The sequence below is a fragment of the Mesorhizobium sp. M8A.F.Ca.ET.202.01.1.1 genome (genome assembly GCF_004791595.1).
Taxonomy (GTDB): Bacteria; Pseudomonadota; Alphaproteobacteria; order Rhizobiales; family Rhizobiaceae; genus Mesorhizobium.
Genome location: NZ_SRUN01000017.1, coordinates 1 through 16,223, shown reverse-complemented (window position 1 = coordinate 16,223; position 16,223 = coordinate 1). Strand labels below are relative to the sequence as shown.

The following is a 16,223-nucleotide window of genomic DNA, read 5'->3' as shown; positions in this document are numbered from 1 at the left end:
TGCTCTCAGTGCAGGACGAACTCTCCATCCACCTTGCGCCATTCATTCGGGGCGATCAGCTTCTGGTGCGTATAGACCACCGAATGCAGCGGCCCATCCAGCTTGGCTTTCCAGAATTCGATGAACCGGATCAGCACCGGAAACTTCGGAGCGATGTCGTAGTCCTGCCAGACGAAGCTCTGCAGGAGATGCGGGTGGTCGGGGAAATGATAAAGAATCTTGGCCGTTGTCAGGCCGTAGCCTTTGAGCATCAGGTCCATTTCAAGATGGTCGCGCATTGCGGTCCCCAAGGTTGATTCTCCTTTCCTCCCAGGCACCAATTGTGCGCGCCGTTACTTAACTGTCTATTGATTTTTCTTGATCGCAAAACGAACTTTTCCCGCAAAAACATGCAGTTAGCAGCGAACTGTTTCGAGTGCTGACAGTCTCGAAAAGCGCCCCTGCGGCATCCCGCCGCGCGAATCCAACGTCTAATGTTGCCGTCGCGGCGGAACTGGTAATAATGCCGCCGAATTCGCGGCTGCGTCGCCGCGATCCCGCAGGCGTTTCAAGCTGGCGGATTGGTTCGGGAGGAAAGCCAAGAAATGTCCGAGGTTCATGTCCATCGCGTCAAGCCGGCGTGGAAGAAGAACGCCCTGATCGACAATGACACCTACCTAAAATGGTATGCCGACAGCGTGAAAAACCCGGACAAGTTCTGGGGCAAGCACGGCAAGCGCATCGACTGGTTCAAGCCCTTCTCCAAGGTTAAGAACACCTCCTTCGACGGCAAGGTCTCCATCAAGTGGTTCGAGGATGGCCAGACCAATGTCTCGTACAATTGCATCGACCGCCACCTGAAGAAGCGCGGTGACCAGACCGCCATCATCTGGGAAGGCGACAACCCTTACGACGACAAGAAAATCACCTACAGCGAGCTCTACGAGCATGTCTGCCGGCTCGCCAATGTGATGAAGAAGCACGGCGTCAAGAAAGGCGACCGCGTCACCATCTACATGCCGATGATCCCGGAGGCGGCCTACGCGATGCTGGCCTGCACGCGTATCGGCGCCATCCATTCGGTCGTCTTCGGCGGCTTTTCGCCGGATGCGCTTGCCGGCCGCATCGTCGACTGCGAATCGACCTTCGTCATCACATCGGATGAAGGCCTGCGTGGAGGAAAACCCATTCCTCTCAAGGACAACACCGACAAGGCGATCGACATCGCCGCCAAGCACCACGTCATGGTCAAGAACGTCGTGGTCGTGCGCCGCACGGGCGCCAAGATCGGCTGGGCGCCGGGCCGCGATGTCTGGTATCACGACGAAGTCGCGACGGTGAAGTCCGAGTGCAAGCCGGAGAAGATGAAGGCGGAAGATCCGCTGTTCATCCTCTACACGTCGGGCTCGACCGGCAAGCCGAAAGGCGTGCTGCACACCACCGCCGGCTATCTCGTCTATGTGTCGATGACGCACCAATATGTCTTCGACTATCATGACGGCGACATCTACTGGTGCACCGCCGATGTCGGCTGGGTGACCGGCCACAGCTACATCGTCTACGGGCCACTCGCCAACGGCGCCACCACGCTGATGTTCGAAGGTGTGCCGAACTACCCCTCGCAGTCACGCTTCTGGGAGGTCATCGACAAGCACAAGGTCAACATCTTCTACACCGCGCCCACGGCGCTGCGCGCGCTGATGGGCGCCGGCAACGACCCGGTGAAGAAGACGTCGCGCAAGTCGCTGCGTGTGCTGGGCTCCGTCGGCGAGCCGATCAACCCGGAAGCCTGGGAGTGGTATTTCAACGTCGTCGGCGACGGCAAGGTGCCGATCGTCGACACATGGTGGCAGACCGAAACCGGCGGCATCCTGATCACGCCGCTGCCCGGCGCCACCGACCTCAAGCCGGGTTCGGCGACGCGGCCCTTCTTCGGCGTCAAGCCGCAGCTGGTCGACGGCGAGGGCAAGGTGGTGGAGGGTGCGGCCGACGGCAATCTCTGCATCACCGATTCCTGGCCGGGCCAGATGCGCACCGTCTATGGCGATCACGACCGCTTCGTGCAGACCTATTTCTCGACCTACAAGGGCAAGTATTTCACCGGCGACGGGTGCCGCCGCGATGCGGACGGCTATTACTGGATCACCGGCCGCGTCGACGACGTCATCAACGTCTCCGGCCACCGCATGGGTACCGCCGAGGTCGAATCGGCGCTGGTCAGCCATGAGAAAGTCTCGGAAGCCGCAGTCGTCGGCTATCCCCATGATATCAAGGGCCAGGGCATCTACAGCTACGTCACCTTGATGAGGGGCGTCGAAGCGACCGAAGATCTGCGCAAGGAACTTGTCGCCCATGTCCGCAAGGAGATCGGCGCCATCGCCACGCCCGACAAGATCCAGTTCGCGCCCGGCCTGCCCAAGACCCGCTCGGGCAAGATCATGCGCCGCATCCTGCGCAAGATCGCCGAGGACGATTTCGGCGCCCTTGGCGACACCTCGACGCTTGCCGATCCGGCCGTGGTCGACGACCTCGTCGCCAACCGGCAGAACAAGAAGGGCTGACGCGGCTATGGCCGCGATCGGCTGCGTTGCCGAACTCTGGCGCTATCCGGCGAGTTCGCTCGCCGGCGAGCGGCTGGAGGCGATCGCGGTCGGCACCGACAGTATCGAGGGCGACCGTATGTTCGGCCTCGTCGATACGTCGGACAACGAGATCGCCCGGCCCGATCGTGACGCCAAGTGGCACAAGGTGCCGCGCATCAGGACCCGGTTGAGCCATGATCGCGTCCTGGAAATCGCCGTTCCCGGCGGCGACTGGCTCAGCGCGCCAGGCCCCGAATGCGACCGCGCGGTGTCGAACTATCTTGGCTTTGCCGCCTCGATTCGCCCGTTCGGCCGCGAGAACGCCCCGCCCGCCTATGCCGGCCCGCTGACGCAGGCGCGCTACAAGAAGGCGCCGATCCATCTCCTGACCACGGCCTCGCTGGCGCGGCTGAAGGCACTGCATCCCGATGGTGCCGCCGATCCGCGCCGCTTTCGTCCCAACATCGTCGTCGACATGGCTCCAGTCGACGGCTCGTTTCCCGAAACCGAATGGATCGGCCGCAAGCTAGCCATCGGCGACCTCGTCTTGACCATCTCCGAGCCGTGCCGCCGCTGCGGCTTCACCATCATCGCCCAGGACGGTTTCGACAACGATCCCGGCATCCTGCGCAATCTGGTGCGCTACAACGCCCACAATCTCGGCGTCTATTGCACCGTCGACCAACCCGGCCGTGTCGATATCGGTGCGCCGATGCGTTTCGTGGCGGCATAGCCCCGTAGCGCGCCGCCCTGGTGCGATGGAGATGTGGCGCGCCCTCTTCACGCTGCCTGTAATACGCGTGACAGAAAACCGCGCCATACAGCTGGCGCGGCTCGCCTTGTCGCTTCCGTCGTCCACCAATTTCAGATCCCACCAATCGGAGTGCCTATGACTTCCTTGCCCATCCTTGGCGCTGCCATGGCCCTGGACGACCTTGAGATCCACCGCGACTGGCTTTTCGAAAAGCAGCGTGACCTCGAATTGCAAAGCTTCGCCGAGGCCAGAGTTCTTAACGGCGACTGGGCACCGCTCGCCGCCCGCGCCAGAAAGCTTCTCGACGGCCACAAGGGGCGGCTCGGGATTCACGGACCTTTCTGGGGCTTCACCATCGCCTCGCAGGACCCCGATATCCGCAGCGTCGTCAGCAAACGTCTGCTGCAAGGTCTCGAAGTCTGCGCCTCCGTCGGTGCGACGCACATGGTCGTCCACAGCCCCTACACGACCTGGTCCTACAACAACCTCGACAACAATCCCGGCGAGCGCGAAAAAATCACCGAGTACTGCCACCTGACACTGCGCGACGCCGTCAAGCGGGCCGAAGACATCGGCTGCACCATGGTGCTCGAAAACATCGAGGACAAGGATCCGCACATCCGCGTGGCCTTGGCCGACAGCTTCAAGTCGCCCGCGGTCGCGGTCTCCATCGACACCGGTCACGCCTACTATGCCCATGGCTCGACCGGCGCTCCGCCGGTGGACTACTTTGTGCACGCCGCCGGCAACCGCCTGCAACATGTCCATCTGCAGGATGCCGACGGCTACGCCGATCGTCATTGGAGCCTCGGCGAAGGTACGATCCAATGGCGTTCGGTCTTTGCCGCGCTCGCCAGGCTCGAAAGCAATCCGCGCCTCATCATCGAGATCAGGGACAAATCCAAGATACCGGCTTCGGCGGCCTATATCGCCTCGCTCGGCATCGCCGAATAAGGCCCGAACTGGGGGCGCCGCGCTACCGGTACAAATCCGCCCGCGTCGGGGGCAAGCCACTAGGCCCCCGCGCGCGCTTTGTGGCTACGGTCTGGAATATCTGCGCCGAGGCGCGTTCGAAGGTGATGGAGCAGCCGCTCAGGTAAAGCAGCCACAGCCGCGCCTTGGCTTCGCCGACCTCGGCGATCGCCTCGCCGAACCGCGCCTGCAGACGCTCGGCCCACAGCCTGCAGGTGCGGGCATAGTGCTCGCGCAAATTCTCCACATCGTAGACGAGGAAGCCGTGTGCTTCGAGATTGCCGAGCGTCATGCCGATCGTGTCCAGCTCGCCCCCCGGGAAGATGTATTTGATCAGCGCCTTGTATTCCGGCCCCTTGCGCAGGGTCTTCTTGATGTCGCCCTTGCTGCGCCTTGTGATGGCGTGATGCAGATAGATGCCGCCCGGTTTCAGCAGGCGATGGACGGCGGAGAAGTAGACGGCATGGTTTGCCAAGCCTAGATGTTCGAACATACCGATGGACGATATCTTGTCGAAGGTGCCGGTCAGCTCCGCGTAGGACTTTATCTCGATGGTGATCTTGTCCTCCAGACCCTCGGCGCGAATGCGCTCGCGGGCTAGCGAGGTCTGGGCTTGCGACAGCGAAACGCCGTGTCCGACGACACCATAATTTTTCGCGGCGTGGATCAGCATCGCGCCCCAGCCGCAGCCGATATCGAGCAATCTTTCACCGGGTTTCAGCCGAAGCTTGCGGCAGATATGGTCGAGCTTGTCGACCTGCGCCTCGTCGATGCCGTTTGCGAAATCCTGGAAATACCCGCAGCTATAGACCATGCGCTCGTCGAGAAAGAGCCCATAGAAGGCATTCGAGATATCATAGTGATGCTGGATCGCCTCCTTGCTGGAGCCGCTGACGAACGGGTTGCGACCGGCGAGATCTACCCGCGACGTCATCTGCTTTCTCGAAAACAACACCGCCGGCAAGTCACGCAGAAGCGCCCGTTTCGGCAAAGTCTTCAGCTTCGGCCGCAGCTTGCCCGTCGAAGGCAGGGCATAGAAATCGAACAGCGATCCGTCTTCGATGTCGACTGCCTTGGAAATCCACATCTCGATAAGGGTCGACAGGGACGGTCGGCGAACGATCTGCCAGACAATGTCGTGGTCGTTGATGATCAGCACGGGGCCGGTGGCAGGGCCGATCCGCTCACCTGTCCACAGCCTGACCGCGAAGCTGGGTTTCACCGCCTCGACTACCGTTCTAACGATGCGCGCCGCTCTTTCGGTGGCGTCCATGTCCTTCCCCCCGCGGTCGATGGCTCAATCTTGTCCGTTTAAGACCTGGATCGCAAGCCGGAGCATGCGGCGCCATCTTCCGGCAAGGACGCCTTTTTCAGCAGGGCACTTGTCATTTGCTGCAACGCACCCCATCATGAAGGTGTGTTCAACGAACTGAAAGGAGGTGATCCGATGTCGAGTGATTTCGTTTTCCAGAACGTGGCCTCAGCGGATTGCACTTTCGGGAAGCAGTCTTCCCGTTAAGGCGCGAGATGCGCGGCGGGTGACGTGAACGTCACCGCCATTGAGCCGCGCCATGGACGGAAACACGGAAGGCCGCCGGCTTCGAAAGAAGCGGCGGCCTTTTCCGTTTCGCGGATTATTGGGTCAGTATGACCTTTTCGGTGTTGCGGATGATTTCCTGAAAGGCATCGTCCAATTCACTTCCGGTGGACACCTCGAAATAATGTTTCTCGGTGGCGGAGGAGTCTTTCGACGAACAATCCTTTAGCACCGCCTTTGCCTGGTCCCGCTCGGTTGCCGACATGTCCTTATCGTTCAGGTCGAAGCCGATGGTGAAAATCTCGATGCCGTCATTTTTCATGTTGCCGCACAGCGTTTCAGCATTGCCGCGCGCAAGGTTAGCCTGGCCGTTGTAGCTCCCGGCGGCACCCGCGAAGGCCGTATTGAACTGGCCATCGGTCATCAGGATTGCGACCTTGGCAATCTTCTTTCCATTGGCATTCGAAGCGCCGTTGCCGAGGCCGGCATTCTTGATCGCGCTGCGCCATTGCGGCGACAGCATATAATAGGTCCACTGAATGGCGATTGCGCCGGCTGTATAACCACCGGCCCGGAAGTCGTCGATCGAATCAAGCAATGCATCGGAATCCGCGGTCAGCGGGATCACTTGCGCGTCAGGACACCTGTTCATTCCTTCGCCGCCGAGATGATCATCCCGATTGACCAGGGCATAATATTTCTTGCCGTTCCTGTCTGTGCGAACAGTGTCTGGGCCGTCGGCGCTCAAATCCGCGTCGCCGTTTTTGTTCTTGCGCTCCGTAGCGCAATTATCCGGGCGCGGCATGGCCGCACCAACAATGGAGATGTAGTCGCTGAAGGACGGCAGCAGATTTTTGCCCGTCTTGGCAACCAGAAGCGAACTGCCGGCGACGGGTGGCAGTTCAGAACTCCCTTGCTTTTCGGCATAGACGTTCTCCGCCAGTTTGCCGGCGTTCACGCCAGATGCATAAGGCACAATCGCGACACGAACGCGGGGGTTCTTCGAGTCCTGGTTCTCGAGCATCGTCTGGACGGCATTTCGCGCAGCTGCTTTCAGGTCGCCGATCTTGTTGACGTTGCCCCGTTTGGCCATCGATCCCGTTATGTCGAGCATCATGGCCACCTCTATCTGCTTGTCGGAATAGAGCGCTGTGGTGGAAGCGCCGACGCGCTGTATGGCACCGGTGCTGAACAACGGGAAATAGAGGCCGACATCGACGTGGGCATCCGCCTGGACCGTATTGGCGGTCCTGTCGACGATCAGCTTGTCGAGCACGATCTGGCCGGCGTGCAGCATGCCCGCCGTGCTGTTGGCTTCCAGAAAAGCCTGCACGGATTTGTTGGCGTCGGCTTCCTTGATGGCACCGGTGGTCAGGTCACGCGCCGTCGATGTTACAGCCGCATCGACCACGCCCTGCAGGCTCGATTTGGCATTGTAGAGCTGGGTCACATTGACCGAAAAGCCCGCGACCAGCGCCAAGACCGAGGCGGCAAAGCCGAACAGGACCGCGAAATTTCCACCGCGATCCCTGGCCAACCCGCCGACCGCGTGAACAAGACCCCCGTAATTCCGCATCCAACAGCCTCCGCTTGCCTCGGCCTCGTCGCCGCGGACAGGGCAGTGCAGGATTCCAGCCGAATGACGCGGCGATCGGACCGCAGACCAGGAGTTCGCCAGCAGAACATTGTTTTTGTTGGATTTCACAGCGCAGGAAGGTGAATGACCGGTAAACGTCGGACTGTATTCGCGCGCGCGTTTACCGGACGCTTACCATGCGAGACCAAAGACCTCGTGGGGTGTGCGGCGACGTCTTGTTGCGGAACAGCGTCTCTGTGCCGCAACGGGTCAACTGTACCAGGACAGCTGTGTTGAGATTCAGGTGAGGCAATCGCAGGCCGCCTCATCCGAATATCGACATGCCTAGGCCAGCATCTGTGCGCTGGCCGTCCTGTCGATACCGTGGTGGGGTGGATTGAACAGCCTGCCTTCCTGCTCGTAGGTCCATACCTTGAACAAGGTAAGCCGGTGCGGGCCGAAACTGTGCAGCAAGGGAACGTCGGTGGCATCGCGGCCGCGCGCGATGACGACGCGACCAATCCTGGGCCGGTTATGGCGCGGATCGAACGTGTACCACTTGCCGTCGAGGAATGCTTCCATCCAGGCTGAGAAATCCATCGGCGCCGGATCGGCCGGCACGCCGATGTCGCCGAGATAGCCGTTCACGTAGCGCGCCGGAATGTTCATGCAACGGCAAAGCGTGATCGCCAGATGGGCGAAGTCGCGGCACACTCCGACACGTTCCTCGTGCGCCTGCGCGGCGGTGCGAGTCGAACGCGCATAGCCGTAGCCGAAAGACAGCCGGTTGTGGACATAATCGACGATTGCCTGTACGCGCGCCCAGCCGGAGGGAAGATGGCCGAAAAGCTGCCAGGCGAGATTGCTCAAATGATCTGTCTCGCAATAGCGACTGCCGAGGAGATAGCCGAGCACCTCGTCGGGCAATTCGGCGACCGGCATTTCCCTGGCCAGCGTATTGATCTCGTCCGTCTCGCCGCTGTCCTCGATCACCGCGTCGTAGAGGATGCGAAAGCCGCCGGCGGGGGCAGTGAAGCGGCGGCAGGCATTGCCGTGCAGGTCATGGTAGAGCCGAGTCGGCACCGAAGGCGACGTCAGCACCCGCGTCTGCCGCTTGATATCGGCCTGCCTGTCCCGGTGAATCTCGAGCAGCGAAATCACCGGCGTCGGCTCTGTGCATTCAATGGCGATTTCGTAGCCGAGCCGTATCAGCATCGCGTCCCCCTTCGATGGTCATGGAGATAGTGTGGCTGAAACGCGGTTGGGGGATGGTGGTTCCCTGGACCGTCCGAAAAGGCGTTTTCGCGCCTTTCCATGCCGGCGCCTGGAAGATACGGTTGCGCTCTTCCCCAAGGCACACCCCGCAATCCAAGGAAAATCATGTACCCAGGCAAGAAATTCGCCGCCTTTCTCTTTGACATGGACGGCACGCTCATCAATTCCATCGCCTCGGCGGAGCGGGTATGGAGTGATTGGGCACGACGGCACGGCCTCGACGTCGCCGCCTTCCTGCCGACCATCCATGGCGTGCGGGCGATCGAGACCATCACCGCCCTGGCGCTCCCGGGCGTCGATCCGACGCACGAAGCCGACCTGCTCCTGAAGGCGGAAGCGGCCGATCTGGATGGCATTCTCCAGATCGCCGGCGCCGTTGCGTTCCTCAATTCGCTGCCACCGGAGCGCTGGGCGATCGTAACCTCGGCGCCACGCTCGCTGGCGCTTGCACGCATGAAGGTCGCCGGCATTCCTGTCCCAGCGGTCCTCGTCGCGGCGGAGGATGTTTCCCGCGGCAAGCCGGCGCCCGATTGCTTCCAGCTCGGCGCGAGACGGCTTGGCTTCGACGCGCGCGATTGTCTGGTGTTCGAGGATGCGCCGGCCGGCATTGCGGCGGCCGAGGCGGCGGGCGCTTCGGTCATGGTGATCAACGCCACGCACCAGCACGCGCTGCAGACCCCGCATGCCGCGATATCGGCCTATGATATGGTCGGCCTCACGGTCGACGAGCAAGGCTGGCTGGCGCTCGAGCCCCAGCGCAGTGCCGCTTAGTCTGGGCGCACCAGCTATGGCGAGATACGCCGGCCGGCCTCAGCTGAATATCGACACACTCTAAAAGTCGCTGGTCAGGCCTTTGATCTCCCAGTCGCCATAGCGGCCGGGCTCCTTGCCGCCACGGCCACCGATCTCTTTCGGCAGGGCGGCTTCCTGCGCGAGATAGTCGGTGCGTCGTGCGTCGGCTTCCGCCAGCGCCCGGCGGGCGGCTGGCGTCAAATCTTTCCGCGGCGCATTGCCATCGGCGGCGGGCGTTTTACTGGTTTCGTCGTTCATGCGATATTTCCCGCGGATTGAAACAGGAACAGGCGTTTCCCATCATATAGCGATGACCTCGCAAGGATCGACCCTTTTTCACCACCATCGCGACAGGAGCAGACGATGAACACCATTCGCACCGCCATGCTTCTCGCCGCCATGACGGCGCTGTTCATGGGCGTCGGCTTTTTGATCGGCGGCTCGGGCGGCATGATGGTCGCGCTGGTGGTCGCCGCCGGTACCAATCTGTTCAGCTATTGGAACGCCGACAAGATGGTGCTGTCGATGAACCGCGCCGTCGAGGTCGACGAGAAGAACGCGCCGGAATATTACGCCATCGTCCAGGCACTGGCCAAGCAGGCCGGGCTGCCGATGCCGAAAACCTATCTGATCGACAATCCGCAGCCGAATGCCTTTGCCACCGGCCGCAACCCGCAGAACGCGGCGGTGGCCGCCTCGACCGGCCTGTTGCAGCGGCTGACCCATGAAGAGGTCGCCGCCGTGATGGCGCATGAGCTCGCCCACGTCCAGCACCGCGACACGCTGACCATGACCATTGTCGCCACCTTTGCCGGTGCCATCTCGATGCTCGGCAATTTCGCCTTTTTCCTCGGCGGCAACCGCGAAAACAATCCGTTCGGCTTTGTCGGCGTGCTGGCGGCGATGATCGTGGCGCCCTTCGCGGCCATGATCGTGCAGATGGCGGTCAGCCGCACCCGCGAATATGAGGCCGACAGGCGCGGCGCGGAAATCTGTGGACACCCGCTGTGGCTGGCCTCCGCGCTTGACAAGATCGCCCGCGGGGCCGAACGCATTCCCAACCCCGACGCCGAGCGCAATCCGGCAATGGCGCATCTCTTCATCATCAACCCCCTGCATGGCGAGCGCATGGACAGTCTGTTCTCCACCCATCCGAGCACCGACAACCGCATCGCCGCGCTGCAGGCGATGGCGCGGCAAATGGGCGATGGCGCTGCGCGGGCCACGCAGCGCCAGGCACAGACGCCGCCGCGGGCGGACGAGCCGCAGGCGGCCGGACCGTGGGGCAAGCCGGCCGAACCGGAACAACAGGCCGAACCGGCCAGCCCGAAATCCAATCCGTGGGGCCGCAACCCGACCGGACCCAAGGGCCGGTGGTCGTGAGCGTGGCGGGCAGAGCACCTCGACGCACGGTTTCAGGCGATCAGGAACACAATGCCGGCGGCGAGTTCGTTGCCGGCATTGCCGCGCGCAAGGCGGCGGCGCGGCTGCTGGCCGCCGTCATCGACGCCCGCACGCCGCTTGATGGCCTGACTGACCACGAGAACGGCCATCCGCAATACAAGGCGCTCGATTTGCGCGACCGTGCCCTGGTGCGCGCCATACTGGTCACCGCGCTGCGTTACCGCATGACCATATCGGGATTGCTGGCGCGGCGCCTGGAAAAGCCGCTGCCGCCCAACGCGACCGCCTTGTCGCACATACTGCATGTGGCGGCGGCCCAGATCCTGTTCCTCGACATTCCCGACAGCGCGGCCGTCGACCTCGCCGTGACGCACGCCAAGTCCGACCCTCGCACGCAGCGTTTTTCCGGCCTGGTCAACGGCGTGCTGCGCACGCTCGCGCGCGCCAAGGAGGCCGAACTTCCGGCAGTGCTTGCCACCACCGACGAAGCGCCGAAATGGTTTTCCGACCGGCTGAAGGCGGCCTATGGCGCCGAGAAGGCTGGGCAGATCCTGGCCGCCCATCGCCACGAGGCGCCGGTCGACTTCTCGGTCAAGGCCGATGCCGAACTCTGGGCCGAAAAGCTCGGCGGCATAGTCCTGCCAACCGGCACGGTGCGCGTGGAGAAGCTTGCCGGCCCTGTCACCGAACTGCCTGGCTTCGCCGAAGGCGCCTGGTGGGTCCAGGATGCGGCCGCCAGCTTGCCGGCAAGACTGTTCGGCGATGTCGGCGGATTGCGCATCGCCGATCTCTGCGCCGCGCCCGGCGGCAAGACAGCTCAGCTGATCCTGGCCGGCGCCAGGGTCACCGCCGTCGATACCTCGAAGAACCGGCTTGCGCGGCTGGAGCAGAACCTCGACCGCCTCGGACTGTCCGCCGAAATCGTCCAGGCCGACCTGCTCAAATACGAGCCGGCGGCGTTGTTCGACGCCGTGCTTCTCGACGCACCATGTTCCTCGACCGGCACGGTGCGGCGGCACCCCGACGTGCCGTGGACCAAGACGGCGGCGGACGTCGAAAAACTCGCCGACCTGCAGCGCAGGCTGCTCGCCCGCGCCGTCACGCTGGTCAGGCCCGGCGGCCGGATCGTCTTTTCCAATTGTTCGCTCGACCTGCTCGAAGGTGAAGAACTGCATCGTTCCTTCCTCAAGGACGCGGCTACGGTCATTGACGATCCGCTGCATCAGGGCGAGATCGCCGGCATCGATTCGTTCCTGACGCAGCAAGGCACGCTGCGCACCACGCCCGCCGATCTCGACCTCGGCGCGCCGGAGCGCTCCGGTCTGGACGGCTTCTTCGCCGCGCGTATGCGCCGCGCCGGCTAAGCGTGTAACCGCCCGGATTTGTTGACTTTTTTAGGGCAAGTCAGGGTTAAGACCGGGTTAACTGGACCCGTTGCCAGGAATTCGCCTTCGCACGCTACGTTCAATCATGTAAACTTGTGCCGGGGTAGAGGACGACCAGGAGGGCTTTTGGCACTTGCTGCCGGCAACACGACGCGTCTGTGGACGCTGGTCGCGAAGGAGTTCTGGCGCAAGACGCGCCGGCGCCTGCGTGCCGGGCCGGTTTATCGCTGGCGCTATTCCGGCCGCACGCCCGAACGCGTCCTGATCGCGCCGCCTGACCTGCGCCTCGCCGATCCGCAGATCGCACTTGAGATCTATTACGGCCGCTATCCCCTGTCTGGCCATCTGGTCGAGACCGGCGGCAAATCCCCTTTCCAGATCAATGTCGCCAATCACGGTTGGCAGAAGACCCTGCATGGCTTTCGCTGGCTGCGCCACATGCGCGCCGCCGGCACGGAGCTGGCCGCGGCAAACGCCCGCGCGCTCGTTTCCGACTGGATCACCATGCATGGCAGCCATATTTCGGGCATTGCCTGGGAGCCAGGCACGACGGCCAAACGCATCATCGCCTGGCTGCAGCATTCTTCCGTCGTGCTGCAGGGCGCCGAATTTCCCTTCTACCGGGCCTTCCTGAAATCGCTGGCGATGCAGATCCGCTATCTCAAGTCCATGGCGCGCGAAATGCCCGACGGCAAGGACCGGCTGCGCGCTCGCATCGCGCTGGCATTCGCCGCACTGTCCCTGCCGGCGCCGGCCTCGGCGCTGCGCGGCGCCACCCGCAACCTCGCCGAAGAACTCAATCGCCAGATTCTTGCCGACGGCGGCCATGTCTCGCGCAATCCGATGGTGGTGCTGGAAATCCTCGCCGACCTTCTGCCGCTGCGGCAGACCTATGCCAACCAGGCCGAAGCGCCGCCGCAGGCGCTGATCGGCGCCATCGACCGCATGCTGCCGGCGCTGCGCTTCTTCCGCCATCAGGATGGCAGCCTCGCCCGCTTCAACGGCATGGGCGCCACCATCCATGACCGCATCGCCACCATCCTGCGCCACGACGACACCGCCGGCTCGCCGCTGCTGCATGCGCCGCATTCGGGCTATGAGCGGCTGGCGATCGGTGGCACCACGGTCATCGCCGATACCGGCCTGCCGCCACCGGTCGACGTGTCCAATGCAGCCCACGCCGGCTGCCTCGCCTTCGAACTGTCGTCGGGCCGCCAGCATTACATCGTCAATGCCGGCATCGACACCTACGGCGCCGCCGAGTTCCGACCGCTGGCCCGTGCCACCGCGGCGCATTCGACAGCCACCATCAACGACACGTCTTCGGCGCGTTTCACCCATGCGCTGCGGGTCAACGACCAGTTGGGTTCGCCGTTGATCGGCGGCCCGCAGCAAGTGCAGTGCAAACGCATCGACCAGAAGGGCGTCCACGGCTTCATCGCCCGTCATGATGGCTATCTCCAGCGTTTCGGCTTCCTGCATGAGCGTGAACTGAAACTCTCCTCGGACGGCAATGTGCTGGTGGGCCGGGACCGGTTCCATCGGCCCGGCAACGCCGCGGTCCGCAACAACGGCCGCGATTTCATCACCGTGCGTTTTCACATCCATCCGGACATCAATCTGCTGCAGGACGAACAGGAGCGGCTGATCCTGACCGCCGATCAGGCCGACACCTGGGTGTTCACCTCCAGCGAAGTGATGCCCGAGGTGGAGGAATCGATCTATTTCGCCGGTCTGGGCGGTCCACGCCGCAGCCGCCAGATCGTGCTCGCTTTCAGGGCGTCCGAAATTGCCGAAGTCCATTGGCAGCTGACGCGGACAAAGATCACCGGTTATCCCGAAAACAACTGAGCTTGCGGCGGCAATGGCATGCCGTGAAAAAGCGAACGCTTGATTTCCGGGCCTCATGTGCTACGGCGCGGGCTTGCTCCTCCAGACTTGAAAGGCCGCCAGCCCATGGCCGTTCCTGCCAAGAACATTCCCGCCCCCGACCTCGTTCCGGTCCGCCGCGCGCTGCTGTCTGTCTTCGACAAGACCGGCATGCTCGACTTTGCCAGGGCGCTGGCCGCGGCCGGCGTCGAGCTGGTCTCCACTGGCGGCACGGCAAAAGCGATCGCCGAGGCCGGCATGGTGGTACGCGACGTCTCCGAGCTCACCGGCTTTCCCGAGATCATGGACGGCCGCGTCAAGACGCTGCACCCGTCGGTGCACGGCGCGCTGCTAGGCGTGCGCGATGATCCCGAGCATGCATTGGCGATGCGCAAATATGGCATCGAGCCGATCGATCTCGTCGTCTCCAATCTTTATCCCTTCGAGGAAGTCCGCCGCTCCGGCGCCGACTACGCGGCGATTGTCGAGAATATCGACATTGGCGGCCCGGCGATGATCCGCGCCTCGGCCAAGAACCATGCCTACGTCGCCATCGTCACCGATCCCGGCGACTACGCTGCGGTGCTCAACGCGCTGGAGATGAACATCGGCTCGCTGTCGCTGGATTTCCGCAAGAAGCTGGCGGCCAAGGCCTTCGCCCGCACCGCCACCTATGACGCGGCGATCTCGGGCTGGTTCGCCGAGGCGCTGGAGATCGAGCATCCGACCTGGCGCGCCTTCGGCGGCAGGCTGGCCGAAGTCATGCGCTATGGCGAGAACCCGCATCAGCGCGCCGGCTTCTATGTCAATGGCGACAAGCGGCCGGGCGTCGCCACGGCGCGGCAGCTGCAAGGCAAGCAGCTATCCTACAACAACATCAACGACACCGACGCCGCCTTCGAACTGGCCGGCGAGTTCGACCCCAACCGCTCGGCCGCCGTCGCCATCATCAAGCACGCCAATCCCTGCGGCGTCGCAGAGGGCGCGTCGCTGAAGGCGGCCTACGCCAAGGCGCTCGCCTGCGACCCGGTCTCGGCCTTCGGCGGCATCGTCGCCTTGAACCGCACCCTCGACGCCGAGGCGGCGCAGGAAATCGTGAAAACCTTCACCGAGGTGATCATCGCGCCCGACGCCACCGACGAGGCCGCGGCAATCATCGCCGCCAAGAAGAATTTGCGCCTGCTGGTCACCGGCGGCCTGCCCGATCCGCGTACAGCAGGCACGACGGTCAAGTCCGTCGCCGGCGGCCTGCTCGTCCAGGGCCGAGACAACGCCGTGGTCGACGACCTCGAACTGAGGGTGGTGACGAAGCGCGCGCCGACGCCAGCGGAAATGGCCGACCTCAAATTCGCCTTCCGCGTCGCCAAGCACGTCAAGTCGAACGCCATCGTCTATGCCAGGGACGGCGCCACTGTCGGCATCGGCGCCGGCCAGATGAGCCGCGTCGATTCCTCACGCATCGCCGCCCGCAAGGCGCTCGACGCGGCGGAGGCCGCCGGGGTGACCGAGCCGCTGACCAGGGGCTCGGTGGTCGCTTCGGACGCCTTCTTCCCCTTCGCCGACGGCCTGCTGTCGGCCATCGAGGCCGGTGCCACGGCCGTGATCCAGCCGGGCGGTTCGATGCGCGACGACGACGTCATCGCCGCCGCGGATGAACATGGCATTGCGATGGTGCTTACCGGAGTTAGGCACTTCCGGCACTGAGGCGGTGCATGGCCATCCATGCGAAGCGATTAGGGAAGAGCCTCATTCAGATCTGCGGCGATCCGTGCTATCACCCGCCAGTCCAGCAGGTTTCCAATGCGCGTGTCGATCGTTGAACTTGCATCAGCGATACCGCCATCTTCTTCGTGATTCCAGATGGCTGGCCGCCGCCCACCTCCCGTAAAGTATTCCAGTTTATGTTCGTTTAGGTCACGAAGGCGCTTGATGTTCTTCGCATGAATATTAAGTTCGGCCGTAAGGTCTGCATCTAGAGCGGTTCCTGTTTTGAGAGAATCGTAGGATTCCCAAAGCAGCTGGTTTGTGATTCAAGATGCTGGCTGGATTGGAGGCCAGCATCTGATGACGCGAGCGCTTTCAAACGATCTTCGTGAGC

The 16,223-nt window shown here is 63.0% G+C and carries 13 protein-coding genes; 8 read left to right on the top strand and 5 right to left on the bottom strand.

The features are described 5' to 3' along the window. Window positions 1-5 precede the first annotated feature (5 nt). Window positions 6-278, bottom strand: a complete 273-nt coding sequence (locus EN845_RS29190; protein ID WP_023784217.1) for an usg protein — start codon at window positions 276-278, stop codon at window positions 6-8. Between the two features lie 306 nt (window positions 279-584). Between EN845_RS29190 and acs the strand changes: the two genes are divergently transcribed. The 3 genes from acs to EN845_RS29175 all read left to right on the top strand — a co-directional run bounded on the left by acs (window position 585) and on the right by EN845_RS29175 (window position 4,269). Further along, window positions 585-2,540, top strand: coding sequence for an acetate--CoA ligase (acs, locus tag EN845_RS29185; protein ID WP_127873370.1), 1,956 nt, complete (start codon window positions 585-587; stop codon window positions 2,538-2,540). 7 nt (window positions 2,541-2,547) lie between these two features. Beyond that, complete coding sequence (locus EN845_RS29180) at window positions 2,548-3,294, top strand: MOSC domain-containing protein (RefSeq protein ID WP_127873369.1); 747 nt, start codon at window positions 2,548-2,550, stop codon at window positions 3,292-3,294. Window positions 3,295-3,450: 156 nt separating this feature from the next. After that, window positions 3,451-4,269, top strand: a complete 819-nt coding sequence (locus EN845_RS29175; protein WP_127873368.1) for a sugar phosphate isomerase/epimerase family protein — start codon at window positions 3,451-3,453, stop codon at window positions 4,267-4,269. Window positions 4,270-4,291: 22 nt separating this feature from the next. Here EN845_RS29175 and EN845_RS29170 read toward each other — a convergent pair whose 3' ends face one another. From EN845_RS29170 to EN845_RS29160, 3 genes are all read right to left on the bottom strand, one after another. Next, on the bottom strand, window positions 4,292-5,560 hold the full coding sequence (locus EN845_RS29170) for a cyclopropane-fatty-acyl-phospholipid synthase family protein (protein WP_127873367.1): 1,269 nt from the start codon (window positions 5,558-5,560) through the stop codon (window positions 4,292-4,294). Between the two features lie 361 nt (window positions 5,561-5,921). Next, on the bottom strand, window positions 5,922-7,400 hold the full coding sequence (locus tag EN845_RS29165; RefSeq protein WP_127873366.1) for a pilus assembly protein: 1,479 nt from the start codon (window positions 7,398-7,400) through the stop codon (window positions 5,922-5,924). 345 nt (window positions 7,401-7,745) lie between these two features. After that, on the bottom strand, window positions 7,746-8,615 hold the full coding sequence (locus tag EN845_RS29160) for a transglutaminase family protein (RefSeq protein ID WP_127277740.1): 870 nt from the start codon (window positions 8,613-8,615) through the stop codon (window positions 7,746-7,748). Between the two features lie 165 nt (window positions 8,616-8,780). Here EN845_RS29160 and EN845_RS29155 point away from each other — a divergent pair, with 165 nt between their 5' ends. Continuing rightward, window positions 8,781-9,446, top strand: a complete 666-nt coding sequence (locus EN845_RS29155; protein ID WP_127277741.1) for an HAD-IA family hydrolase — start codon at window positions 8,781-8,783, stop codon at window positions 9,444-9,446. A gap of 60 nt (window positions 9,447-9,506) precedes the next feature. On the opposite strand, the gene EN845_RS29150 is transcribed toward EN845_RS29155, so the two are convergent. Continuing rightward, a complete protein-coding gene (locus EN845_RS29150) occupies window positions 9,507-9,725 on the bottom strand; it encodes a DUF1674 domain-containing protein (protein WP_127873365.1) in 219 nt (72 codons plus the stop codon). A 105-nt stretch (window positions 9,726-9,830) separates the two neighbouring features. Between EN845_RS29150 and htpX the strand changes: the two genes are divergently transcribed. The 4 genes from htpX (at window position 9,831) to purH (ending at window position 15,829) form a co-directional block, all read left to right on the top strand. After that, window positions 9,831-10,850 (top strand): zinc metalloprotease HtpX, encoded by a 1,020-nt coding sequence (htpX, locus tag EN845_RS29145; RefSeq protein WP_127873364.1) that lies wholly within the window; start codon window positions 9,831-9,833, stop codon window positions 10,848-10,850. Continuing rightward, a complete protein-coding gene (locus EN845_RS29140) occupies window positions 10,847-12,235 on the top strand; it encodes an RsmB/NOP family class I SAM-dependent RNA methyltransferase (protein WP_167531537.1) in 1,389 nt (462 codons plus the stop codon). Before htpX ends, EN845_RS29140 begins: the two co-directional genes overlap by 4 nt. Window positions 12,236-12,382: 147 nt before the next feature. Beyond that, window positions 12,383-14,107, top strand: a complete 1,725-nt coding sequence (locus tag EN845_RS29135; protein ID WP_127873362.1) for a heparinase II/III family protein — start codon at window positions 12,383-12,385, stop codon at window positions 14,105-14,107. Window positions 14,108-14,212: 105 nt separating this feature from the next. Then, the gene (gene purH, locus EN845_RS29130) at window positions 14,213-15,829 is read left to right on the top strand and encodes a bifunctional phosphoribosylaminoimidazolecarboxamide formyltransferase/IMP cyclohydrolase (protein WP_127873361.1); all 1,617 of its coding nucleotides are present in this window, start codon (window positions 14,213-14,215) and stop codon (window positions 15,827-15,829) included. Window positions 15,830-16,223: the final 394 nt, after the last annotated feature.

Coding starts and splice junctions, on each gene's coding strand:
- EN845_RS29170 (WP_127873367.1), bottom strand. CDS start 5,560: ATGGACGCCACCGAAAGAGCGGCGCGCATCGTTAGAACGGTAGTCGAG.
- EN845_RS29175 (WP_127873368.1), top strand. CDS start 3,451: ATGACTTCCTTGCCCATCCTTGGCGCTGCCATGGCCCTGGACGACCTT.
- htpX (WP_127873364.1), top strand. CDS start 9,831: ATGAACACCATTCGCACCGCCATGCTTCTCGCCGCCATGACGGCGCTG.
- EN845_RS29160 (WP_127277740.1), bottom strand. CDS start 8,615: ATGCTGATACGGCTCGGCTACGAAATCGCCATTGAATGCACAGAGCCG.
- acs (WP_127873370.1), top strand. CDS start 585: ATGTCCGAGGTTCATGTCCATCGCGTCAAGCCGGCGTGGAAGAAGAAC.
- EN845_RS29190 (WP_023784217.1), bottom strand. CDS start 278: ATGCGCGACCATCTTGAAATGGACCTGATGCTCAAAGGCTACGGCCTG.
- EN845_RS29180 (WP_127873369.1), top strand. CDS start 2,548: ATGGCCGCGATCGGCTGCGTTGCCGAACTCTGGCGCTATCCGGCGAGT.
- EN845_RS29165 (WP_127873366.1), bottom strand. CDS start 7,400: ATGCGGAATTACGGGGGTCTTGTTCACGCGGTCGGCGGGTTGGCCAGG.
- purH (WP_127873361.1), top strand. CDS start 14,213: ATGGCCGTTCCTGCCAAGAACATTCCCGCCCCCGACCTCGTTCCGGTC.
- EN845_RS29155 (WP_127277741.1), top strand. CDS start 8,781: ATGTACCCAGGCAAGAAATTCGCCGCCTTTCTCTTTGACATGGACGGC.
- EN845_RS29150 (WP_127873365.1), bottom strand. CDS start 9,725: ATGAACGACGAAACCAGTAAAACGCCCGCCGCCGATGGCAATGCGCCG.